Here is a 14,895-nt window from a genome sequence, read left to right on the forward strand (position 1 = left end):
AACTTTGCACCGTGCCGACAGGAATGCCCATGACCTTCACACCACACCCCATCCGCCCTTTGAAGGCATTGACCCTGGCTGTCGCGCTGGCGGCCATTGCGCCGCTGCACAGCGCCATGGCTGACGAGGCGGCGACCAGCGCGGCGCGCAGCTACCAGATCGCGCCTGGGCCATTGGGTAATGTATTGGCGCAGTTTGCGGCGCTGTCGGGCGTGCCGTTGTCGTTTGACGCCACGTTGCTCAATGATCAGCGGAGCACAGGTTTGCAGGGCAGCTACACCGCACAATCGGGCTTTATGCAGTTGCTGCAAGGGAGCGGCTATACGCTGCAAAGCGCCGGCAGCAATGGCTACACCGTCGTGCCACAGGCCACTGGCGACGCGCTGGAGCTGGGCGCCACCACCATCAGCGGTGAAGGCGGGGCGCAGGCGGATACTTACGGCGGCGGGCAGGTGGCGCGTTCGGCACGGCTCGGCGTGTTGGGCAATCGCTCGATCAGTGATGTGCCGTTCAGCGTGGTCAGCTACACCGCCAAGACCATCGCCGACCAGCAGGCACGCACCGTCGGGGATGTGCTGCTCAACGACGCCTCGGTGCGCCAGTCATCCGGCTTCGGCAACTTCTCCCAGGTGTTCACCATCCGTGGCCTGCCCTTAAACACCGATGACATTGCCTTCAACGGCCTGTACGGCGTGCTGCCCCGGCAAATCATCACCACCGAGGCGCTGGAGCGCGTCGAGTTGTTCAAAGGCCCCAATGCCTTCGTCAATGGTGTATCGCCCGCTGGCAGCGGCATTGGCGGCAGCGTCAACCTGGTGCCCAAGCGTGCCGAAGACATCGCCACCCGCAGCGTCACCCTCGACACCACCACCGACGGGCAGTCCGGTGGTCACCTTGATCTGGGCCAACGCTTTGGCGAGGACAACCGCTTCGGCGCGCGGGTCAACCTGGCCAGGCATGGCGGCGACACAGCCATCGATGATGAATTCAAAAGCTCGCAACTGGTGGCCGTGGCCCTGGATTACCGTGGCGATCGCCTGCGCCTGTCCACTGACTTCGGCTATCAGAAAGAGCGCATCAACAACGGCCGTTCCGTGGTCTACCCCAACGGCACCCAGGTACCCAAGGCGCCGTCGGCCAAGAATAACTATGCGCAGGACTGGAGTTGGTCGGAGCTGGAGGACACCTACGGCATGTTCAATGCCGAGTACGACCTGAATGAAACCTGGACGGTCTATGTCGGTGGCGGTGCCAAGCACACACGCGAGAATGGTCAGTATTCGTCGTTGTATGTGGGCAACGATGGCAGCGGTCGCGTAGGCTTTTTGTACTCGCCCCATGATGAAGACAACAAGAGCGCCATGGCCGGCCTGAACGGGCATTTCAACACGGGGCCGGTGACCCATCAGGTCAACTTCGGTTTGTCCGGTATTTGGGGTGAGCAGCGTTCAGCATTTGAGGCGATCCAGCAGGGCACCCGTCGGCCGGGCAACCTGTACAACCCGACCCAGGTACCACGCCCGACCGTGACTTACTTTGGCAGCGATATCCACGACCCGCGCATCGTCGGTAAGAATCGCATCAAGAGTGCCGCCGTTTCGGACACGCTGGGTTTCATTGATGATCGCGTGTTGTTGACCGTTGGCGTACGTCGCCAGACCATCGAAGTGGATGGCTGGAACACCACGAGCGGTGCGCGCACCGCAAACTATGGCGAGTCCATTACCACGCCGGTGTATGGGCTTGTGGTCAAGCCTTGGGAGCACGTGTCGTTCTATGCCAATCGGATTGAGGGGCTGGCCCAGGGACCCACGGTGCCGACGGCTGTCGACATCACCAACAGCGGCGACGTATTTCCACCCAGTCGCAGTAAACAGACAGAAGCCGGGGTCAAGCTCGATTGGGAAAACTACGGTGCGACCCTCGGCGTATACCGCATCGAACAGCCCAACAGCGCGACCAACAATAACCCCGGTAGTGTGACGCCGCAGTTTCCCAACGGTACGCGGACGTTCAATGTCGACGGCGAGCAAATCAACAAAGGCGTCGAACTCAACGTGTTCGGCGAACCCCTCGACGGCCTGCGTCTGTTGGCCGGCGCCACGTGGATGCACACCGAATTGCAGAACACCTCCAACGGTCTTAGCGACGGCAACCGTGCCGCCGGCGTGCCGCGTTTCCAGTATAACCTGGGGGCCGACTGGGACATCCCGGGCCTCCAGGGCGCCGCCGTCAACGCGCGGATGCTGCGTACCGGGGGGGAATACGTCAACGCCACCAACACCCTGAACATCCCTGCCTGGACCCGCGTCGATCTCGGCGCCCGCTACGGCTTCAAGGCTGATGACAAGTACATCACTTTGCGCGCCAATGTCGAAAACGTGGCGAACAAAGCGTACTGGGCGTCGGCGTCGACGGCCAATAACTACCTGACCCAGGGCGAGCCGCGTACGGTGAAGCTGTCGGCGACGGTGGACTTCTAAGCGGTAAACACGGTCCACTGTAGGCGCGAGCGTGCTCGCGCCTACAGGAGAATAAAATGAACACGCCACAGACCGTTATCGACTTCTGGAAAAGTGCCGGCCCCAAACGCTGGTTCGCCAAGGACGATGCCTTCGACGCCACCTTCCGCGAGACCTTCCACGCCACCCACCTGCAAGCCGCCCGGCGCGAGCTGGAAAGCTGGCTGGATTCAGCCGAAGGCGCCTTGGCCTTGCTGGTCCTGCTCGACCAATACCCACGCAATGCCTTTCGCGGCACGGCGCACATGTTCGCCACCGACCCGCTGGCACGCCTGTATGCCCAGCGCATGGTGGACGCCGGGCTCGACCAGCAGGTTGAGCCGGCATTGCGCGCGTTCTGTTATTTGCCGTTCGAACACTCGGAAGACCCAAGGGACCAGCAACGCTCCCTGATCCTCAACCAGCAGCTGGACGCCAACACTTACCGCTGGGCCAAGGAACACGCGCAGATCATCGAGCGCTTCGGGCGTTTCCCCCATCGTAATGCGGTGCTAGCCAGGGTCACCACGGATGAAGAACGCGCCTTTCTGGACAAGGGCGGGTTTGCCGGTTAACCCGCTATTCCGTCCAGGAATGCCCCCATAAAAACAGCGCATTGTCTTTCCCGCCGCACATCTCGTAGCGTAGGGCTTCACCCAAGGAGCCCCGCCATGAACCAGCCCCCGTTACGCCTCTACGTTGATTCGCTCTACACCAGCCCGTACGCGATGTCGGTGTTCGTTACCCTGCGGGAAAAAGGCCTGGCCTTCGACCTGGTCACCCTGGACCTGGATGCCGCGCAAAACCAGACGGCCGATTTTGCCCGGTTGTCCGTGACCCAGCGGGTGCCGACCCTGGTGGAAGGCGATTTTGCCTTGTCGGAATCCTCCGCGATTACCGAATACCTGGATCAGGCCTACCCCGAGACAGCCGTGTACCCGGCCGATCCAAAACAGCGGGCGAGGGCGCGACAGGTACAGGCGTGGCTGCGCAGTGACTTGCTGCCGATTCGCCAGGAGCGTTCGACCCTGGTGGTGTTTTATGGGCAGAAAATGCCGCCGTTGTCAGCCGACGCCCAAGGGGCAGCCCGGCGCTTGATCAGTGCGGCACAGGCGCTGTTGGCGGGCAACCCTTCGTACCTGTTCGGTGAGTGGTGCATTGCTGATGTGGACCTGGCGGTGATGCTCAATCGCCTGATCCTCAACGGTGACAGCGTACCCACCGAGCTAGTGGCCTATGCAGAACGCCAGTGGTGCCGGCCGTCTGTGCAGGAATGGGTCAACCTGCGACGTCCTGCGCTGTAGCGTTTGCAGTCATTTGCATGACGCGCCGGTCCAGGTCTTCCCAATCGGCCATGCCCAGCACTCGCGTGGTGTTCAAGCCGCGCAGGTAGCCGCGCAATTGTTGGGCACTGGCATAGGCCTGGTCTGGGTCGGCGCCCGGATTCTGCAGCACGTATTCATAGTCGGCCAGGTAATCGGCGACTCGCTCGCGAAACTCCGGCAAGACAGCTTCGCGAATACGGTCGAAGGTTTTCTGGTGGGGCTTCATGGCGGCTCCTTATAAATTTTATCGCGACACTATCGCTTCAGATAATAGTCACCATCACGCATTGCAAGTTCTGTTTTTGCAGGGAAAGCGCAAAATTGCTTCATCGAAACGCTGTTCAAGGAAATGCGTGATGAGGACGATTATTCAGCTTGGTTTAATGATTCTGATGCTCGGCACCGTGCTGGTGAATAATGCGGCCATCGCCGGTGAACTGCATACAGGCCATTTGCTACCTATCGTCGGTAGCGTAGACTCCCTTCAGCGTGCGCAATCGGTGGGCGTGTTGTTAAGCGATAACACCCGCGACAACCTCAGCTACCTTGAACGCTACCACGACATGGCCTTGAATGGCGCCAGGGATGCCCTTGACGGGCGTATCCGCGAGGCGTTCGTCAACAGTTCCGACCCGGAACTGGCGATTGATTGGTTGATGAGCTCGCTGCACGGAACCTTTTTGTCGGTGACGGTCTACGACAACCTGGATGCCCTGGTGCAGGCTCGCCCCGACGTGGTGGTGATGCTCGATACCCATAACCAACTGCTGACCCCGCGCAACGATCAGGTCGAGGCGCGCTTTATCGCGCGGTTCTATGACGCGGACCTGCAATACATCGCCAAGGCCGAAGGCTCGGTGCACAGGCAGGTGCCCTCGGTGTGGGTGCACGACAAGGCCGCACCGGAAATTGCCGCGCGGATCGAGCAGCAGCGGGATGTGCAGCTCGATGCGTTGAAGCAGTTCGATGCCTCGCTCAAGGCGCTGGTTCGCGCGGGTTGATGTGAACCTTTATTTTTAGACTCAGGATTTTTTCATGCGCTCTTTTTTCGTACCGGTCGCTGCCTCGTTGCTGGCCGGTTGTGTTTCTGCTCCTAACAAGCCGACCCTGATCCTGCAAACCAGCAAGAGCCCCGAAGCCTATGTGCAATGCGTGCTCCCCAAGCTGGAAAAACACGGGATCACCTCGACCGTGACGCAGAACTCGCGCCACGCCAGGGTGGTGTTGACCAGCAAAATTGCTGCCGATGACGTGCTGGAAGTTTATAAGGCAGGGGACGGCGGCAAAGTGTTTTTGTATGAGCGCAAACCGCTGGCGTCGACCATCACGCCGTCGCGGCTTGAACAGGTTGCGCAGGACTGCAGATAACCAATGTGGGAGGGAGCAAGCCCCCTCCCACATTTGGATCTGCATAAGGCCTAAGGTCTGGCTTCGTTGCTGAAGTTGTTGACGGTTTTGACCAGCCCTTGAGCCGCCAGCGCCACCAACTCCCCACCTTTCTCCACCGTCGCCAGCGCCGGGTCCGAGCCCATGCGCCCGTCTGGGAAGCGTGCGCGGAAGTCCAGGGCTTCACGGATCGGCCCGGTGTTGGCGATTTGCGGGGAGTAGTCGGCCGACTTGATCGCGTCCGGGTACGCCCACTGCGTCACTGCGATCTCCGAAGGCGTCGCATGGCTGCCATGGCCCACCGGGAATTGGCGGTGCGCCAGGTCAGTGACGCCTTCCAGGTCCCACCAGTTCACCAGCTTCAACGCAAACCCGGCAGGGCGACGGCCGAAGCTCGCCTCGGCGTACAGCTCGGAAAACGCCGCTTCAATCGTGGCGATATTGCCACCGTGACCGTTCAGAAACAGGATCTTGTCGAAACCATGCCCGGCCAGCGAGCGCACCCAGTCGCCAATCGCAGCGATAAAGGTGGAAGGGCGCAGGGAAATGGTGCCGGGGAAGCCCAGGTGGTGCTGGGCCATGCCGATATTGAAGGTCGGGCCGATGAGGATGTCGGCGTGCTTTTGCGCCTCATGGGCGATGATTTCCGGGCACATCCAGTCGGTGCCCAGCAGGCCGGTGGGGCCGTGTTGTTCGTTGGAGCCGATGGGGATCACCACCGTGCGGCTGCGTTCCAGGAACTGCCCGATCTCGATCCAGGTCGATTGATGTAGAAGCATGCGAAGCTCTCTTTTATCTGTGGGGACAGGCTAACCGCCACGGATTGTACGACTACTCGCCACCTGTTGGGGTTTGCAATTGAGGTACGTCGAGGACTTCAACCAGCGTTGGTCGGGGTACCACGAAAACATGAACTGCCCGTCCTTGAGCTTGTCCACCACCTGGCGCGCCACCTGTGGACGCACGGCCGGGCAACCCTGGCTGCGGCCGATGCGGCCTTCGCGCTTGCTCCACAAGGGGCTGACGTAGTCGGCGGCGTGAATCACGATGGCGCGGTCGCGGGCCTGGTCGTTGAATCCCGGTTCCAGGCCGTCCATGCGCAGCGAATAGCCATGGGTGCCCAAGTAGCTTTCCTGGGTGCGGAACAGGCCCAGGCTGGATTGGTGGCTGCCTTCGAGGTTGGAGAACTGGGTGGCGAAGTTTTCCCCGGATTTGGCACCGTGGGCCACCAGGTCGCGCAGCACCAGGGTTTTCTTGCGGAGGTCGAAGATCCACAGCCGACGGGCGGTCGAAGGCTGGGAGTAGTCAATCACGGCCAGGCGCTCGGAGCGTTCTTCGCCATTATTGACCGCGCATTGCACGGCGTTCAGGGCGCTTTTCAGTACAGCGGGATTGAGTTCTGGAGCCGACCGCGCCAGGCTGCTATACAAGGAAGGAGGGTTGCCATTGGCGGCGAGCGCAGAATTGCTCAGTAAAGCCAGGCCCACGGTGGCCAAACCGAGGCGACACATAAAAGTCAGCATCTACAGTACATCTCCCCCGCTGTGGATTGGAGCAAAGTCATTGTTCAAAAAACACGCATGTTACTTGAGCATTTGCTTGCTCGTTGCACCATTGGTCGCGACAGCCGATGCGCTGCCGGTGCAGCCGTTGCCCGTTACGACCCCCGCGCCGCTTGACCTGGCTCCGGTGCAACAAGCCCTGGCGCAGTTGCCCAGTGTCTGTCCCGGCCTGGCATCGCAGATCGATGCGCCGGCCCTTGCGCGCCTGCAAGCGTTCTATCAGCAACAAGGCGATGCACCGTTGTGGGCGGATGAGACGCGCCGCCAAGCGCTCCAGACTCAGTTGCTGATGCTCGCCGACGACGGCCTGGACCCCACCCACTATAGTCTGCCTGCGGCGGATGCCACGGCCAACGTGTTGTGCAGCGACATCGGCAGCAGCCAGCACTACCTGCAAGCCCTGCAGGATCTGCACTACGGACGCCTGCAGCAATCGCGCTTCGAACCGCTGTGGCATTCGCAGCCGCCCACCCGTGACCCCAACACCGAAGTGCTGGCCCTCGCTGCCGTCGGCCTGCAGGACATGGTGCAAGCCTTCGACCAGGCACGCCCCAGCGCCGATCTTTACCGCAGCCTGCGCAACGCCTATTCCATGGTGCGTCTGCAACCCTTGCCCCATTGGGACCCTGTCGGCAGCGGCCCGTTATTGCGTCCCGGCATGGAAGACCCGCGCGTCCCGGAACTGGCCCGTCGGCTCCACAGCGGTGGCTACCTGCCCGTCGAACCCAAGGGCGCGGGCAAACAATACGGTCCGGAACTGGTCACGGCGGTGAAAGCCTTCCAGCTCAGCCACTCCTTGCAATCGGACGGTGTGATCGGCGCCGGCACACTGGCCGAACTCAATATCAGCCCGGCCATGCGCCGTGAACAACTGCGCATCAACCTCGAGCGTTTCCGCTGGCTGGCCCAGGACCTGGAGCCCGAAGGCGTGCTGGTCAACGTCGCCGCCGCGCAACTGAGCGTGTACCAGAGCGGCATCCCCGTGTGGCAAACCCGCCTGCAAGTGGGTCGCGCCGAACGCCAGACGCCGCTGCTCAAGTCTCGCATCACCCGGCTGACCCTCAACCCCACCTGGACCATCCCGCCCACCATCATGCGTGAGGACAAACTCCCGGCCATCCGGCTCAACCCCGAATACCTGCGCCAGCAAAACCTGCAAGTGCTCGACGCCGAAGGCAACCCGCTGGCGCCGGAAAATATCGACTGGGCGCGCCCCGGCAATATCCTGCTGCGCCAGGAAGCCGGCCCGCGCAACCCGCTGGGCAAGATCGTGATGCGCTTCCCCAACCCGTACTCGGTGTACCTGCACGACACCCCGAGCCAACCGCTGTTCACCAAAGGCCCACGGGCGTTCAGCTCCGGTTGCGTCAGGGTTGAACAACCGTTGCTGCTGCGCGACCTGCTGGTCAGCCCGGCCGAACGCGCGCGCACCGATGAACTGCTGGCCACCGGCGTGACCCATGAATTCCGGCTGGCCACCCCGGTGCCGGTGCTGTTGGGTTACTGGACGGTGCAGGTCGATGGCCAGGGTGACCTGGTGTATGCGCCGGATATTTATGGGCGCGACCTGGTGTTGATGAAGGCGATGGGGAGTGTCCTCTAGGGCATTGCCGTGTGGGCGACGATTAACGCGACGGCCTCGGTGGCTGTCACGGAGGCCGTGTCCAGGGTCAACACGGGTGGGTCCCAGCGCTCGTACTCGTGCGCCGACACCGACTGCCAAGTCGGCGGCGTCAACCCGGGAATGTCGCCCGTACGGCTTTCCACCCGGCGCTGGTGTTCCTGCGAGTCTGTGCACACCACCTGAATATTGATCAGCGCCACCTCTGCCTTCGCGGCCATTGCTGTCCAGGCTGCCCGACTTTCCTGCACCGGGTTCACGCAATCGGCGACGACCCTATGGCCCAACTGCAAGTTACTCAGCGCCAGCGCATTCGCCACGCCGTAACCGCTGGCACCGACATCACCCGTCAATACGCCCGCGTCGCGAATCGCCTGCTCGATCACATCGATGCGCAGGTAAACCGCACCGGTCTGGCGCGCCAACTCGCGGGCAATCGTGGTTTTGCCGGTGCCGGGCAGGCCGCTGAAGACGATAAGCATGCTTGACTCTCGATAAGGTTGGGTCGGTTCAGGGTATCCTCCAGTTCCCCCACCGGTCGACCCCAGGACAGTCCATGACCTTGCCGTTCACAAAGATGCACGCTCATGGCGACGACTTCATCATCATCGACCGCCGTGGCCTGGACGACCCTGTCACCCCCGAGGTCGCCCGCCGCCTGGGCAATCGCCACACCGGCATTGGCTTCAATCAACTGGCCGTGGTGCTCGACTGCGAAGACGCCGCCGCGCGCCTCAAGTTCTGGAACCCCAACGGCACGCCGCTGCAAACCTGTGGCAGCGCCACGCGTGGAGTGGCCGACCGCTTGATGCATGAAACCCGCAGCGATTCGGTTGTGCTGCGCACTGACCGTGGCCTGCTGACCTGTGTGCGCGAGGCGGGGCGGCGGGTGTCGGTGGACATGGGCGCGCCGTCGCTGGACTGGTCGGCCGTGCCGCTGGCCGAGGCCATGGATACGTGTACGTTACCGCTGGCGGGCAACCCGGCGGCGTGCAGCATGGGCAACCCCCATTGCACGTTTTTTGTGGCCGACATCGACGCCATCGACCCGGCCGCCGTGGGCCCGGCGCTGGAAATTCACCCGCTGTTCCCGGCCAGGACCAATGTGCATTTCGTGCAGGTGCTCGACCGTGGGCATATCCGCCTGCGCATCTGGGAGCGTGGCGGCGGCGTGCCGCTGGGTTCCGGTTCGTGTTGTTGCGGCGCGGTGGTCAATGGCATCCGCCGTGGCTTGCTGGATGCCACGGTGCAGGTGGAGTGCGACGGCGGTACGGTCACTGTGCGCTGGGACGGGCAGGGCGGTGTGGTGTTGACGGGCAGCGTGGAGCCGATCATGCAGGGCAGTGCCTACCTGCTCTGAAACGTCACCGTAAAGGTGGTGCCGGCAGTGGCACAGGAACTCACCGCCACATCGCCGCCATGCACCTTGGCCAACTCCCGCACGATATACAGGCCCAGGCCCACGCTGCGCACGTCGCTTCCTTGGTCGGTGCCACGGGTCATGGGCTCGAACAGCCCGGCCAGCAAACCTGCCGGAATCGCCGTGCCGTGGTTGTGCACCGCCACTTCGCAAGCGCTGTCAGCCAGGCGCGAGGTGATGGTGATCGGCCGTTGCGGGTCACCATAGGCCACGCTGTTGGCCACCAGGTTGCCGATGATCTGCTGCACGCGATCGGCATCCAGGCAGGCGTCGCCACTGCCTTGTGCTTGATGCACCAGCGTTGCCTTGGGGAACGCCACACGCAGTTCGTCCACCGCGCGATGGATCACCTCATGCAGGTCCAGCGGCGCCGCCTTGATGGTGATGCCCTGGCCGACCCGTGCCTGGGTAAAGTCCAGCAGGTCGGCGATCATGCGTTGCGCGCGCTCGGAGGACTGGCCGATATGCCCCAGCAGTTGGCGCTCCTTGGGCGTACGTTCGCCACGGCTGAGAAAGTCCGAGGCCATGCGAATCGCCGTGAGCGGGTTTTTCAGATCATGGCTGACAATCGCCACCATCTGCTCGGCAAACAGGGCGCGACGCTGGGCGATGGCGTAGGCCTCGTTCAGTTCGGCCTGGGCTTGTTGCAGCGCGACTTCGGTGGCGGTTTTTTCCTGCAACAGCGCTTCGGCCAGGTTGCGTGCGTTGAGCAACTCGCGCTCGTACTTGTCGCGGTCGGTGGTGCCGAACAGCGCCAGGTCGTACACCACGACGCCGGCCTGTTCACGTTTGTTGCCGTTGAGCAGCACGGTCAGCTTGTGCCCATCGCGGTGCAGCAGGTCCAGCTTTACCTCGGTGACGCTGCCGTGCATGCGCAGCATCGGCGCCAGGTGGGTCTGGTGGAAGATCTTCCCGCCCATGCTCAGCAGGTCCTGGAAGCGCCGGCCTTGCAGATCGGCGAGGCTGAACCCCAGCCAGTCGCTGAAGCGCGCGTTGGCCTGCTGGATCGTGCCATCTTCCGTGGTGACGGCCAGGGCGCAGGCGGCGCTGTCGAACAGATCAGCCGGCACGCGCTGCCATCCACGGCACCAGGAAGGCATCCATGGCCGCCGCGCAGGCCTGCGGCGCGCTCATGTGCGGGCAATGGCCGACGTTGTCCACCAGGCAATAGGTGCTGTTGGGCAGCACGCTGTGCAGGTATTCACCCACGGCCACCGGGGCGATCAGGTCGTCACTCGATTGCAGGATCAGCACCGGGGTGGGCAGGCCGATCACGTCCTGGCGGTTGTCCGACATAAAGGTCACTCGCGCGAACTGCTTGGCGATGTCCGGCTCGGTGCGGCAGAAACTCTCGGTCAACTCGTCGCTCAGCGCCGGTTGGCCGGGGGCGCCCATGATCACCGGGGCCATGGCGCTGGACCAGCCGAGGTAGTTGCTGTCGAGGGTGTCGAGCAGGTCGTCGATGTCGGCGCGCTTGAAACCGCCCACGTAGCCGTCGGCATCGATATAGCGAGGCGAGGGGCCGATCATCACGTGGGCGGCGACACGGCCGGGGGCCAGGCGGTCGGCGAGGGTGCCGATCATCGCACTGACCGAGTGCCCCACCAGGATCACCGGGCCCTCGGCAAAGGCATCGATGATCTCGTTCAAGTCGCGGGCATAGCCGTCCAGCGTGCTGTACTTGGCCTTGTCAAAGGCGTTGAGGTCGGAGAGACCGGCGCCCGTCAGGTCATACAGCACCACGCGAAAACGCTCTTTGAACTGCGGCGCGAGGTAGTTCCACATGGCCTGGTTGCAGCCAAAACCATGGGAAAACACCAGGGTTGAGTGCCCGTCACCCATCACGTTGACGTTGTTGCGCTGGAGTAGGCCCATGGGGATCTCGAAATTATGGCGTATTGCTAGGTGTGCTGCAGTTTAGATAGTCGATGGCTTTGGGTCACGCCTTATAGCGCTGATAGGGTAAAGTCGGCGCCTTCAGGAAGAAACTTCAGGTAACAAACATGATGCGGTGGTTGCGGCAATCCGTCTTGAGTCTGCTGGTATTGATGTCCACCGGCCTGTTTATCACCGCCCAGGCCGACACGTCGCCCATCGGCGTGGCCCTCGACCAGCGGGTGATCGACCTCACCAATACCCTCGACGCCGACACCACCACCCGCCTGAAAGACCAACTCGCCGCCCTCGAACAGCGCAAAGGCGCGCAGGTTGGCGTGTTGCTGGTGCCCACCACCGGTGGCGCGAGCATCGAGGACTACGCCAACCAACTGTTCCGCGCCTGGAAACTGGGACGCAAGGACATCAACGACGGCATCCTGCTGGTGGTGGCCAAGGACGACCGCAAAGTGCGCATCGAGGTGGGCTATGGCCTGGAGGGCACGGTGACCGACCTGCTGGCCCATCGGATTATCGAAGAGCACATCACCCCGGCGTTTCGCCAGGGCGACTATGCCGGCGGTGTCGAGCAGGGCGTGAACGACCTGGTTGTCCTGGTGGATGGCGGTGACTTGCCGCAAGTGGCCGGGCACGGCGGCAGTCTTGAGGCGCTTGCGGTGTTGCTGGCGTTTGTGTGCGGTGCCGTCGGCGGCGTGCTGGTCGCGGCGCGCAAGCTGGGCTGGCGGGGGGCGCTGATCGCCACGGCAGCCGTTACCGTGGCGCTGGTGGCATTCGCCGGCGGCCGGGAATGGCCGATGTACCTGCTGGTACTGCCCTTGACCCTTCTGATCGGTGGCGCCACCTTCGGCGCCTTGTGGCTGGCGCGCACGGCGTTCTACTGCGTGATAGGGCTGTTGGCCTATATCGTCGGGGTGGTGATCGCCAACCGGTTCGTGGAGGTCAGTTATATCCATTGGCTGGTGTGGCCGTTTGGCGCGGCGTTGGTGCTGGGCTTGTGCCTCGGGTTGTTCTTCGTCATCAGGGCATCCTGGAAAAAGAGCCCGCGCTTTTTCCTCCTGCGTGCGCTGGCAGTCATGGCCATCTACGTCGCTGCGGGGACACTGTTGGGGCACGGGTATCAGGGCTGGATCGTGGCGATTCCAGTGGCCTCCTTTGTGGCGTTTATCGTGTTTGTGCAGAGCATTGCCAGTTCCGGCTCGGGGTCCGGTTCGGGCGGTGGCTCCGGTTCGGGTTCCAGTGGCTCCAGCTCCAGCAGCAGTTCCTCGGGGGGCGGTGGTTCCAGTGGCGGTGGCGGGGCGTCGGGGAGTTGGTAATCGGAGCTTGTTCTGCGTGACGCCAGGCTGCAAACGGCTGTCTGGCAAAGCCCGGAACGTTACAGCCGCTTGGACAGAAACACGCGACTGCTGCCTGCCGGTTCACAAGGGACCTCCCCGAACCGCACCCAACCATGCTTTTCATAAAACCCCGGGGCCTGAAAACTGAGGGTGTAGAGCACCGCGTTCGCGCAGCCGCGCCGCCGGGCTTCGTGCTCAAAGGCGTTCAGCAACCGGCTGCCGAGGCCCGTGCCGCGCAGGGTTTCGGGCAGATGGAACAGGTCGAGAAAGGCCATACCCAAGGTGGTTTTGCCGGTAATGCCGCCGACGATCTGCCGGGTGTCGGGGTCTTTGATCAATACCGTCAGTGGCAGGCGGTCGTTGTAGCCGGCAATACCTTCGTTGAACGCCGCGAGGCCGTTGCCGAGAATGCGCTCGGCGTCGGGGTTGGGTTGGTCGCTGATTTCTATAAGCGCTGCGGTCATCGCGAAACCCTCCGGTGGTTAAAGCGTCATCACCATCTCATGCCACGCCATGCCGCCATGATCCGAGGGTGAAGGGCGCACATAGGTGTAGCCCATGCGGGTGTACAACGGCACATGCTGTTCCTTGCACATCAGGTGAATCGTGCGCTTGTCCATCGCGCGCATGCGCTGCACGAACTCGGTCATCAACACCTTGGAATACCCCTTGCCCTGATGCGCCGGGTCGACCACCACCGACATGATCACCACATTCGGCGCCTCGGCCGAATGCCCCACCAGTTCCTTGAACGCCTCGTCCGACATCACCACTTCATGGGCGCAGCCGCCGTTGATAAAACCCACCACCTCGCCCTCGGCCTCCAGGATCAAAAAGCCTTGCGGGTATAGCGCAATGCGGGTGGCGATCTTTTCCAGGGTCGCGGCTTCGTCGCCCTCGTAGGCGGTGATTTCAATCGCGTAGCAACGGGCAGCGTCGGCGGGGAGGGCGTTGCGTAAGGTGAGGGCGGGCATGGGCGTTTCCTGGGGCGTTGAGCGAAAGGCCACATCATAACGGCCTCGCTGGGACTCTGCGCAGAACACAGATCGAAATTGTGGGAGGGGGCTTGCCCCCGATGGCGGCGTGTCAGTCAACCCATTTATAACTGACCCACCGCTATCGGGGGCAAGCCCCCTCCCACAGTTTTGTCCGCGCCAGGCTTGGTGGTGGGTGCTGTTTCCGATGCATGTTGGTCAGGGCCATCGAGGTCAAGAGGCAGTGTGGAACCCGCCAAAGCGGGCTTCCTCACCGCTCAAGTCACATCAACTCACCGCAGGCGAATCAAACCCTCGCCGCTCGATCACCGTAAACACATCCGCCACATCCTGGACCATGATCCGGGCGGTATTGGCGACGGTGTTGATGTCGTGCTCGGCATAGTCGGACACGTTGGAACAGGCCATCAGGTGCAGATAGGCGAGGGCGGCGTTGAGACGCTCACTGGCGCAGGCATGCAGCTCGCTGAGTGGGGCGTCGCTGTCGATCAGCAGCACGGGGTAGTCGGTTGCGGTTTGGGACATGGGGGTGAAGCGGCGGGGCGGGTGTTGAGTTGTCATGGTAATAATCCTCAAGAAAGAATAATTGCCACCGTTTTGCTGCGAAACAAAGGGGGTGGCAGCTGTGCGCGGGTTCGCAGACCGGGGATTATTACCAGAACCCGGCAGACCCGAAGGTCTCCCACGCACAACCGCCATAAAACGAGAGGCAGCCGTGAATCGGCTGCGTCGGGTTTGACGGTACTGGTAATAATTGTGAGGGCTGCGAAACCCTGTCGCTGGCCAAAGCCGGCGACGGGGCGAACTATAAAGTGCCGTCAGCCGAGGTGCAACCGACTGGCAGAACGACTGCAT

General features: G+C 62.6%; 17 protein-coding genes. 8 read left to right on the plus strand and 9 right to left on the minus strand.

What is annotated here, in order from left to right; translation table 11 throughout:
- The first annotated feature begins 29 nt into the window (after nucleotides 1–29).
- The 3 genes from HCF10_RS28350 to yfcF all read left to right on the plus strand — a co-directional run bounded on the left by HCF10_RS28350 (nucleotide 30) and on the right by yfcF (nucleotide 3,805).
- Complete coding sequence (locus HCF10_RS28350; protein WP_131699904.1) at nucleotides 30–2,483, plus strand: TonB-dependent receptor; 2,454 nt, start codon at nucleotides 30–32, stop codon at nucleotides 2,481–2,483.
- 56 nt (nucleotides 2,484–2,539) lie between these two features.
- Nucleotides 2,540–3,076, plus strand: coding sequence for a DUF924 family protein (locus HCF10_RS28355; protein WP_131699905.1), 537 nt, complete (start codon nucleotides 2,540–2,542; stop codon nucleotides 3,074–3,076).
- 96 nt (nucleotides 3,077–3,172) lie between these two features.
- Entirely contained in the window at nucleotides 3,173–3,805 is a 633-nt protein-coding gene (gene yfcF, locus HCF10_RS28360) for a glutathione transferase (RefSeq protein ID WP_131699906.1), read from the plus strand.
- Here the strand turns inward: yfcF and HCF10_RS28365 are convergent.
- The gene (locus tag HCF10_RS28365; RefSeq protein WP_131699907.1) at nucleotides 3,780–4,052 is read right to left on the minus strand and encodes a hypothetical protein; all 273 of its coding nucleotides are present in this window, start codon (nucleotides 4,050–4,052) and stop codon (nucleotides 3,780–3,782) included. The two genes, yfcF and HCF10_RS28365, sit on opposite strands and share 26 nt — an antisense overlap.
- Before the next feature lie 130 nt (nucleotides 4,053–4,182).
- Between HCF10_RS28365 and HCF10_RS28370 the strand changes: the two genes are divergently transcribed.
- The gene (locus tag HCF10_RS28370) at nucleotides 4,183–4,827 is read left to right on the plus strand and encodes an ATPase (protein ID WP_167656858.1); all 645 of its coding nucleotides are present in this window, start codon (nucleotides 4,183–4,185) and stop codon (nucleotides 4,825–4,827) included.
- 34 nt (nucleotides 4,828–4,861) lie between these two features.
- Nucleotides 4,862–5,194, plus strand: coding sequence for a hypothetical protein (locus HCF10_RS28375; protein ID WP_145338459.1), 333 nt, complete (start codon nucleotides 4,862–4,864; stop codon nucleotides 5,192–5,194).
- A 50-nt stretch (nucleotides 5,195–5,244) separates the two neighbouring features.
- Here HCF10_RS28375 and HCF10_RS28380 read toward each other — a convergent pair whose 3' ends face one another.
- On the minus strand, nucleotides 5,245–5,991 hold the full coding sequence (locus HCF10_RS28380) for a creatininase family protein (RefSeq protein WP_131699910.1): 747 nt from the start codon (nucleotides 5,989–5,991) through the stop codon (nucleotides 5,245–5,247).
- A 30-nt stretch (nucleotides 5,992–6,021) separates the two neighbouring features.
- On the minus strand, nucleotides 6,022–6,735 hold the full coding sequence (locus HCF10_RS28385; RefSeq protein ID WP_131699911.1) for a murein L,D-transpeptidase catalytic domain family protein: 714 nt from the start codon (nucleotides 6,733–6,735) through the stop codon (nucleotides 6,022–6,024).
- Nucleotides 6,736–6,775: 40 nt separating this feature from the next.
- Between HCF10_RS28385 and HCF10_RS28390 the strand changes: the two genes are divergently transcribed.
- Nucleotides 6,776–8,377: a L,D-transpeptidase family protein gene (locus tag HCF10_RS28390; RefSeq protein ID WP_167656859.1), complete on the plus strand. Its 1,602-nt coding sequence runs from the start codon at nucleotides 6,776–6,778 to the stop codon at nucleotides 8,375–8,377.
- Here HCF10_RS28390 and HCF10_RS28395 read toward each other — a convergent pair.
- Nucleotides 8,374–8,877: an AAA family ATPase gene (locus HCF10_RS28395; protein ID WP_145338461.1), complete on the minus strand. Its 504-nt coding sequence runs from the start codon at nucleotides 8,875–8,877 to the stop codon at nucleotides 8,374–8,376. The two genes, HCF10_RS28390 and HCF10_RS28395, sit on opposite strands and share 4 nt — an antisense overlap.
- Before the next feature lie 74 nt (nucleotides 8,878–8,951).
- Here HCF10_RS28395 and dapF point away from each other — a divergent pair, with 74 nt between their 5' ends.
- Nucleotides 8,952–9,755 (plus strand): diaminopimelate epimerase, encoded by an 804-nt coding sequence (gene dapF, locus HCF10_RS28400; RefSeq protein WP_167656860.1) that lies wholly within the window; start codon nucleotides 8,952–8,954, stop codon nucleotides 9,753–9,755.
- Here the strand turns inward: dapF and HCF10_RS28405 are convergent.
- Nucleotides 9,743–10,885: an ATP-binding protein gene (locus HCF10_RS28405; protein ID WP_167656861.1), complete on the minus strand. Its 1,143-nt coding sequence runs from the start codon at nucleotides 10,883–10,885 to the stop codon at nucleotides 9,743–9,745. The genes dapF and HCF10_RS28405 overlap by 13 nt on opposite strands.
- Entirely contained in the window at nucleotides 10,875–11,690 is an 816-nt protein-coding gene (locus HCF10_RS28410; RefSeq protein WP_145338464.1) for an alpha/beta fold hydrolase, read from the minus strand. Before HCF10_RS28410 ends, HCF10_RS28405 begins: the two co-directional genes overlap by 11 nt.
- Before the next feature lie 128 nt (nucleotides 11,691–11,818).
- Here HCF10_RS28410 and HCF10_RS28415 point away from each other — a divergent pair, with 128 nt between their 5' ends.
- Nucleotides 11,819–13,024, plus strand: coding sequence for a TPM domain-containing protein (locus tag HCF10_RS28415; RefSeq protein WP_167656862.1), 1,206 nt, complete (start codon nucleotides 11,819–11,821; stop codon nucleotides 13,022–13,024).
- A 59-nt stretch (nucleotides 13,025–13,083) separates the two neighbouring features.
- Here the strand turns inward: HCF10_RS28415 and HCF10_RS28420 are convergent, their stop codons facing one another.
- From HCF10_RS28420 to HCF10_RS28430, 3 genes are all read right to left on the minus strand, one after another.
- On the minus strand, nucleotides 13,084–13,509 hold the full coding sequence (locus HCF10_RS28420) for a GNAT family N-acetyltransferase (RefSeq protein ID WP_167656863.1): 426 nt from the start codon (nucleotides 13,507–13,509) through the stop codon (nucleotides 13,084–13,086).
- Between the two features lie 18 nt (nucleotides 13,510–13,527).
- Nucleotides 13,528–14,019, minus strand: coding sequence for a GNAT family N-acetyltransferase (locus HCF10_RS28425; RefSeq protein ID WP_131699919.1), 492 nt, complete (start codon nucleotides 14,017–14,019; stop codon nucleotides 13,528–13,530).
- A 288-nt stretch (nucleotides 14,020–14,307) separates the two neighbouring features.
- Nucleotides 14,308–14,601: a fructose-bisphosphate aldolase gene (locus HCF10_RS28430; protein ID WP_131699920.1), complete on the minus strand. Its 294-nt coding sequence runs from the start codon at nucleotides 14,599–14,601 to the stop codon at nucleotides 14,308–14,310.
- Nucleotides 14,602–14,895: the final 294 nt, after the last annotated feature.

It is taken from the genome of Pseudomonas sp. B14(2022) (assembly GCF_012030485.1).
Lineage (GTDB): Bacteria > Pseudomonadota > Gammaproteobacteria > Pseudomonadales > Pseudomonadaceae > Aquipseudomonas.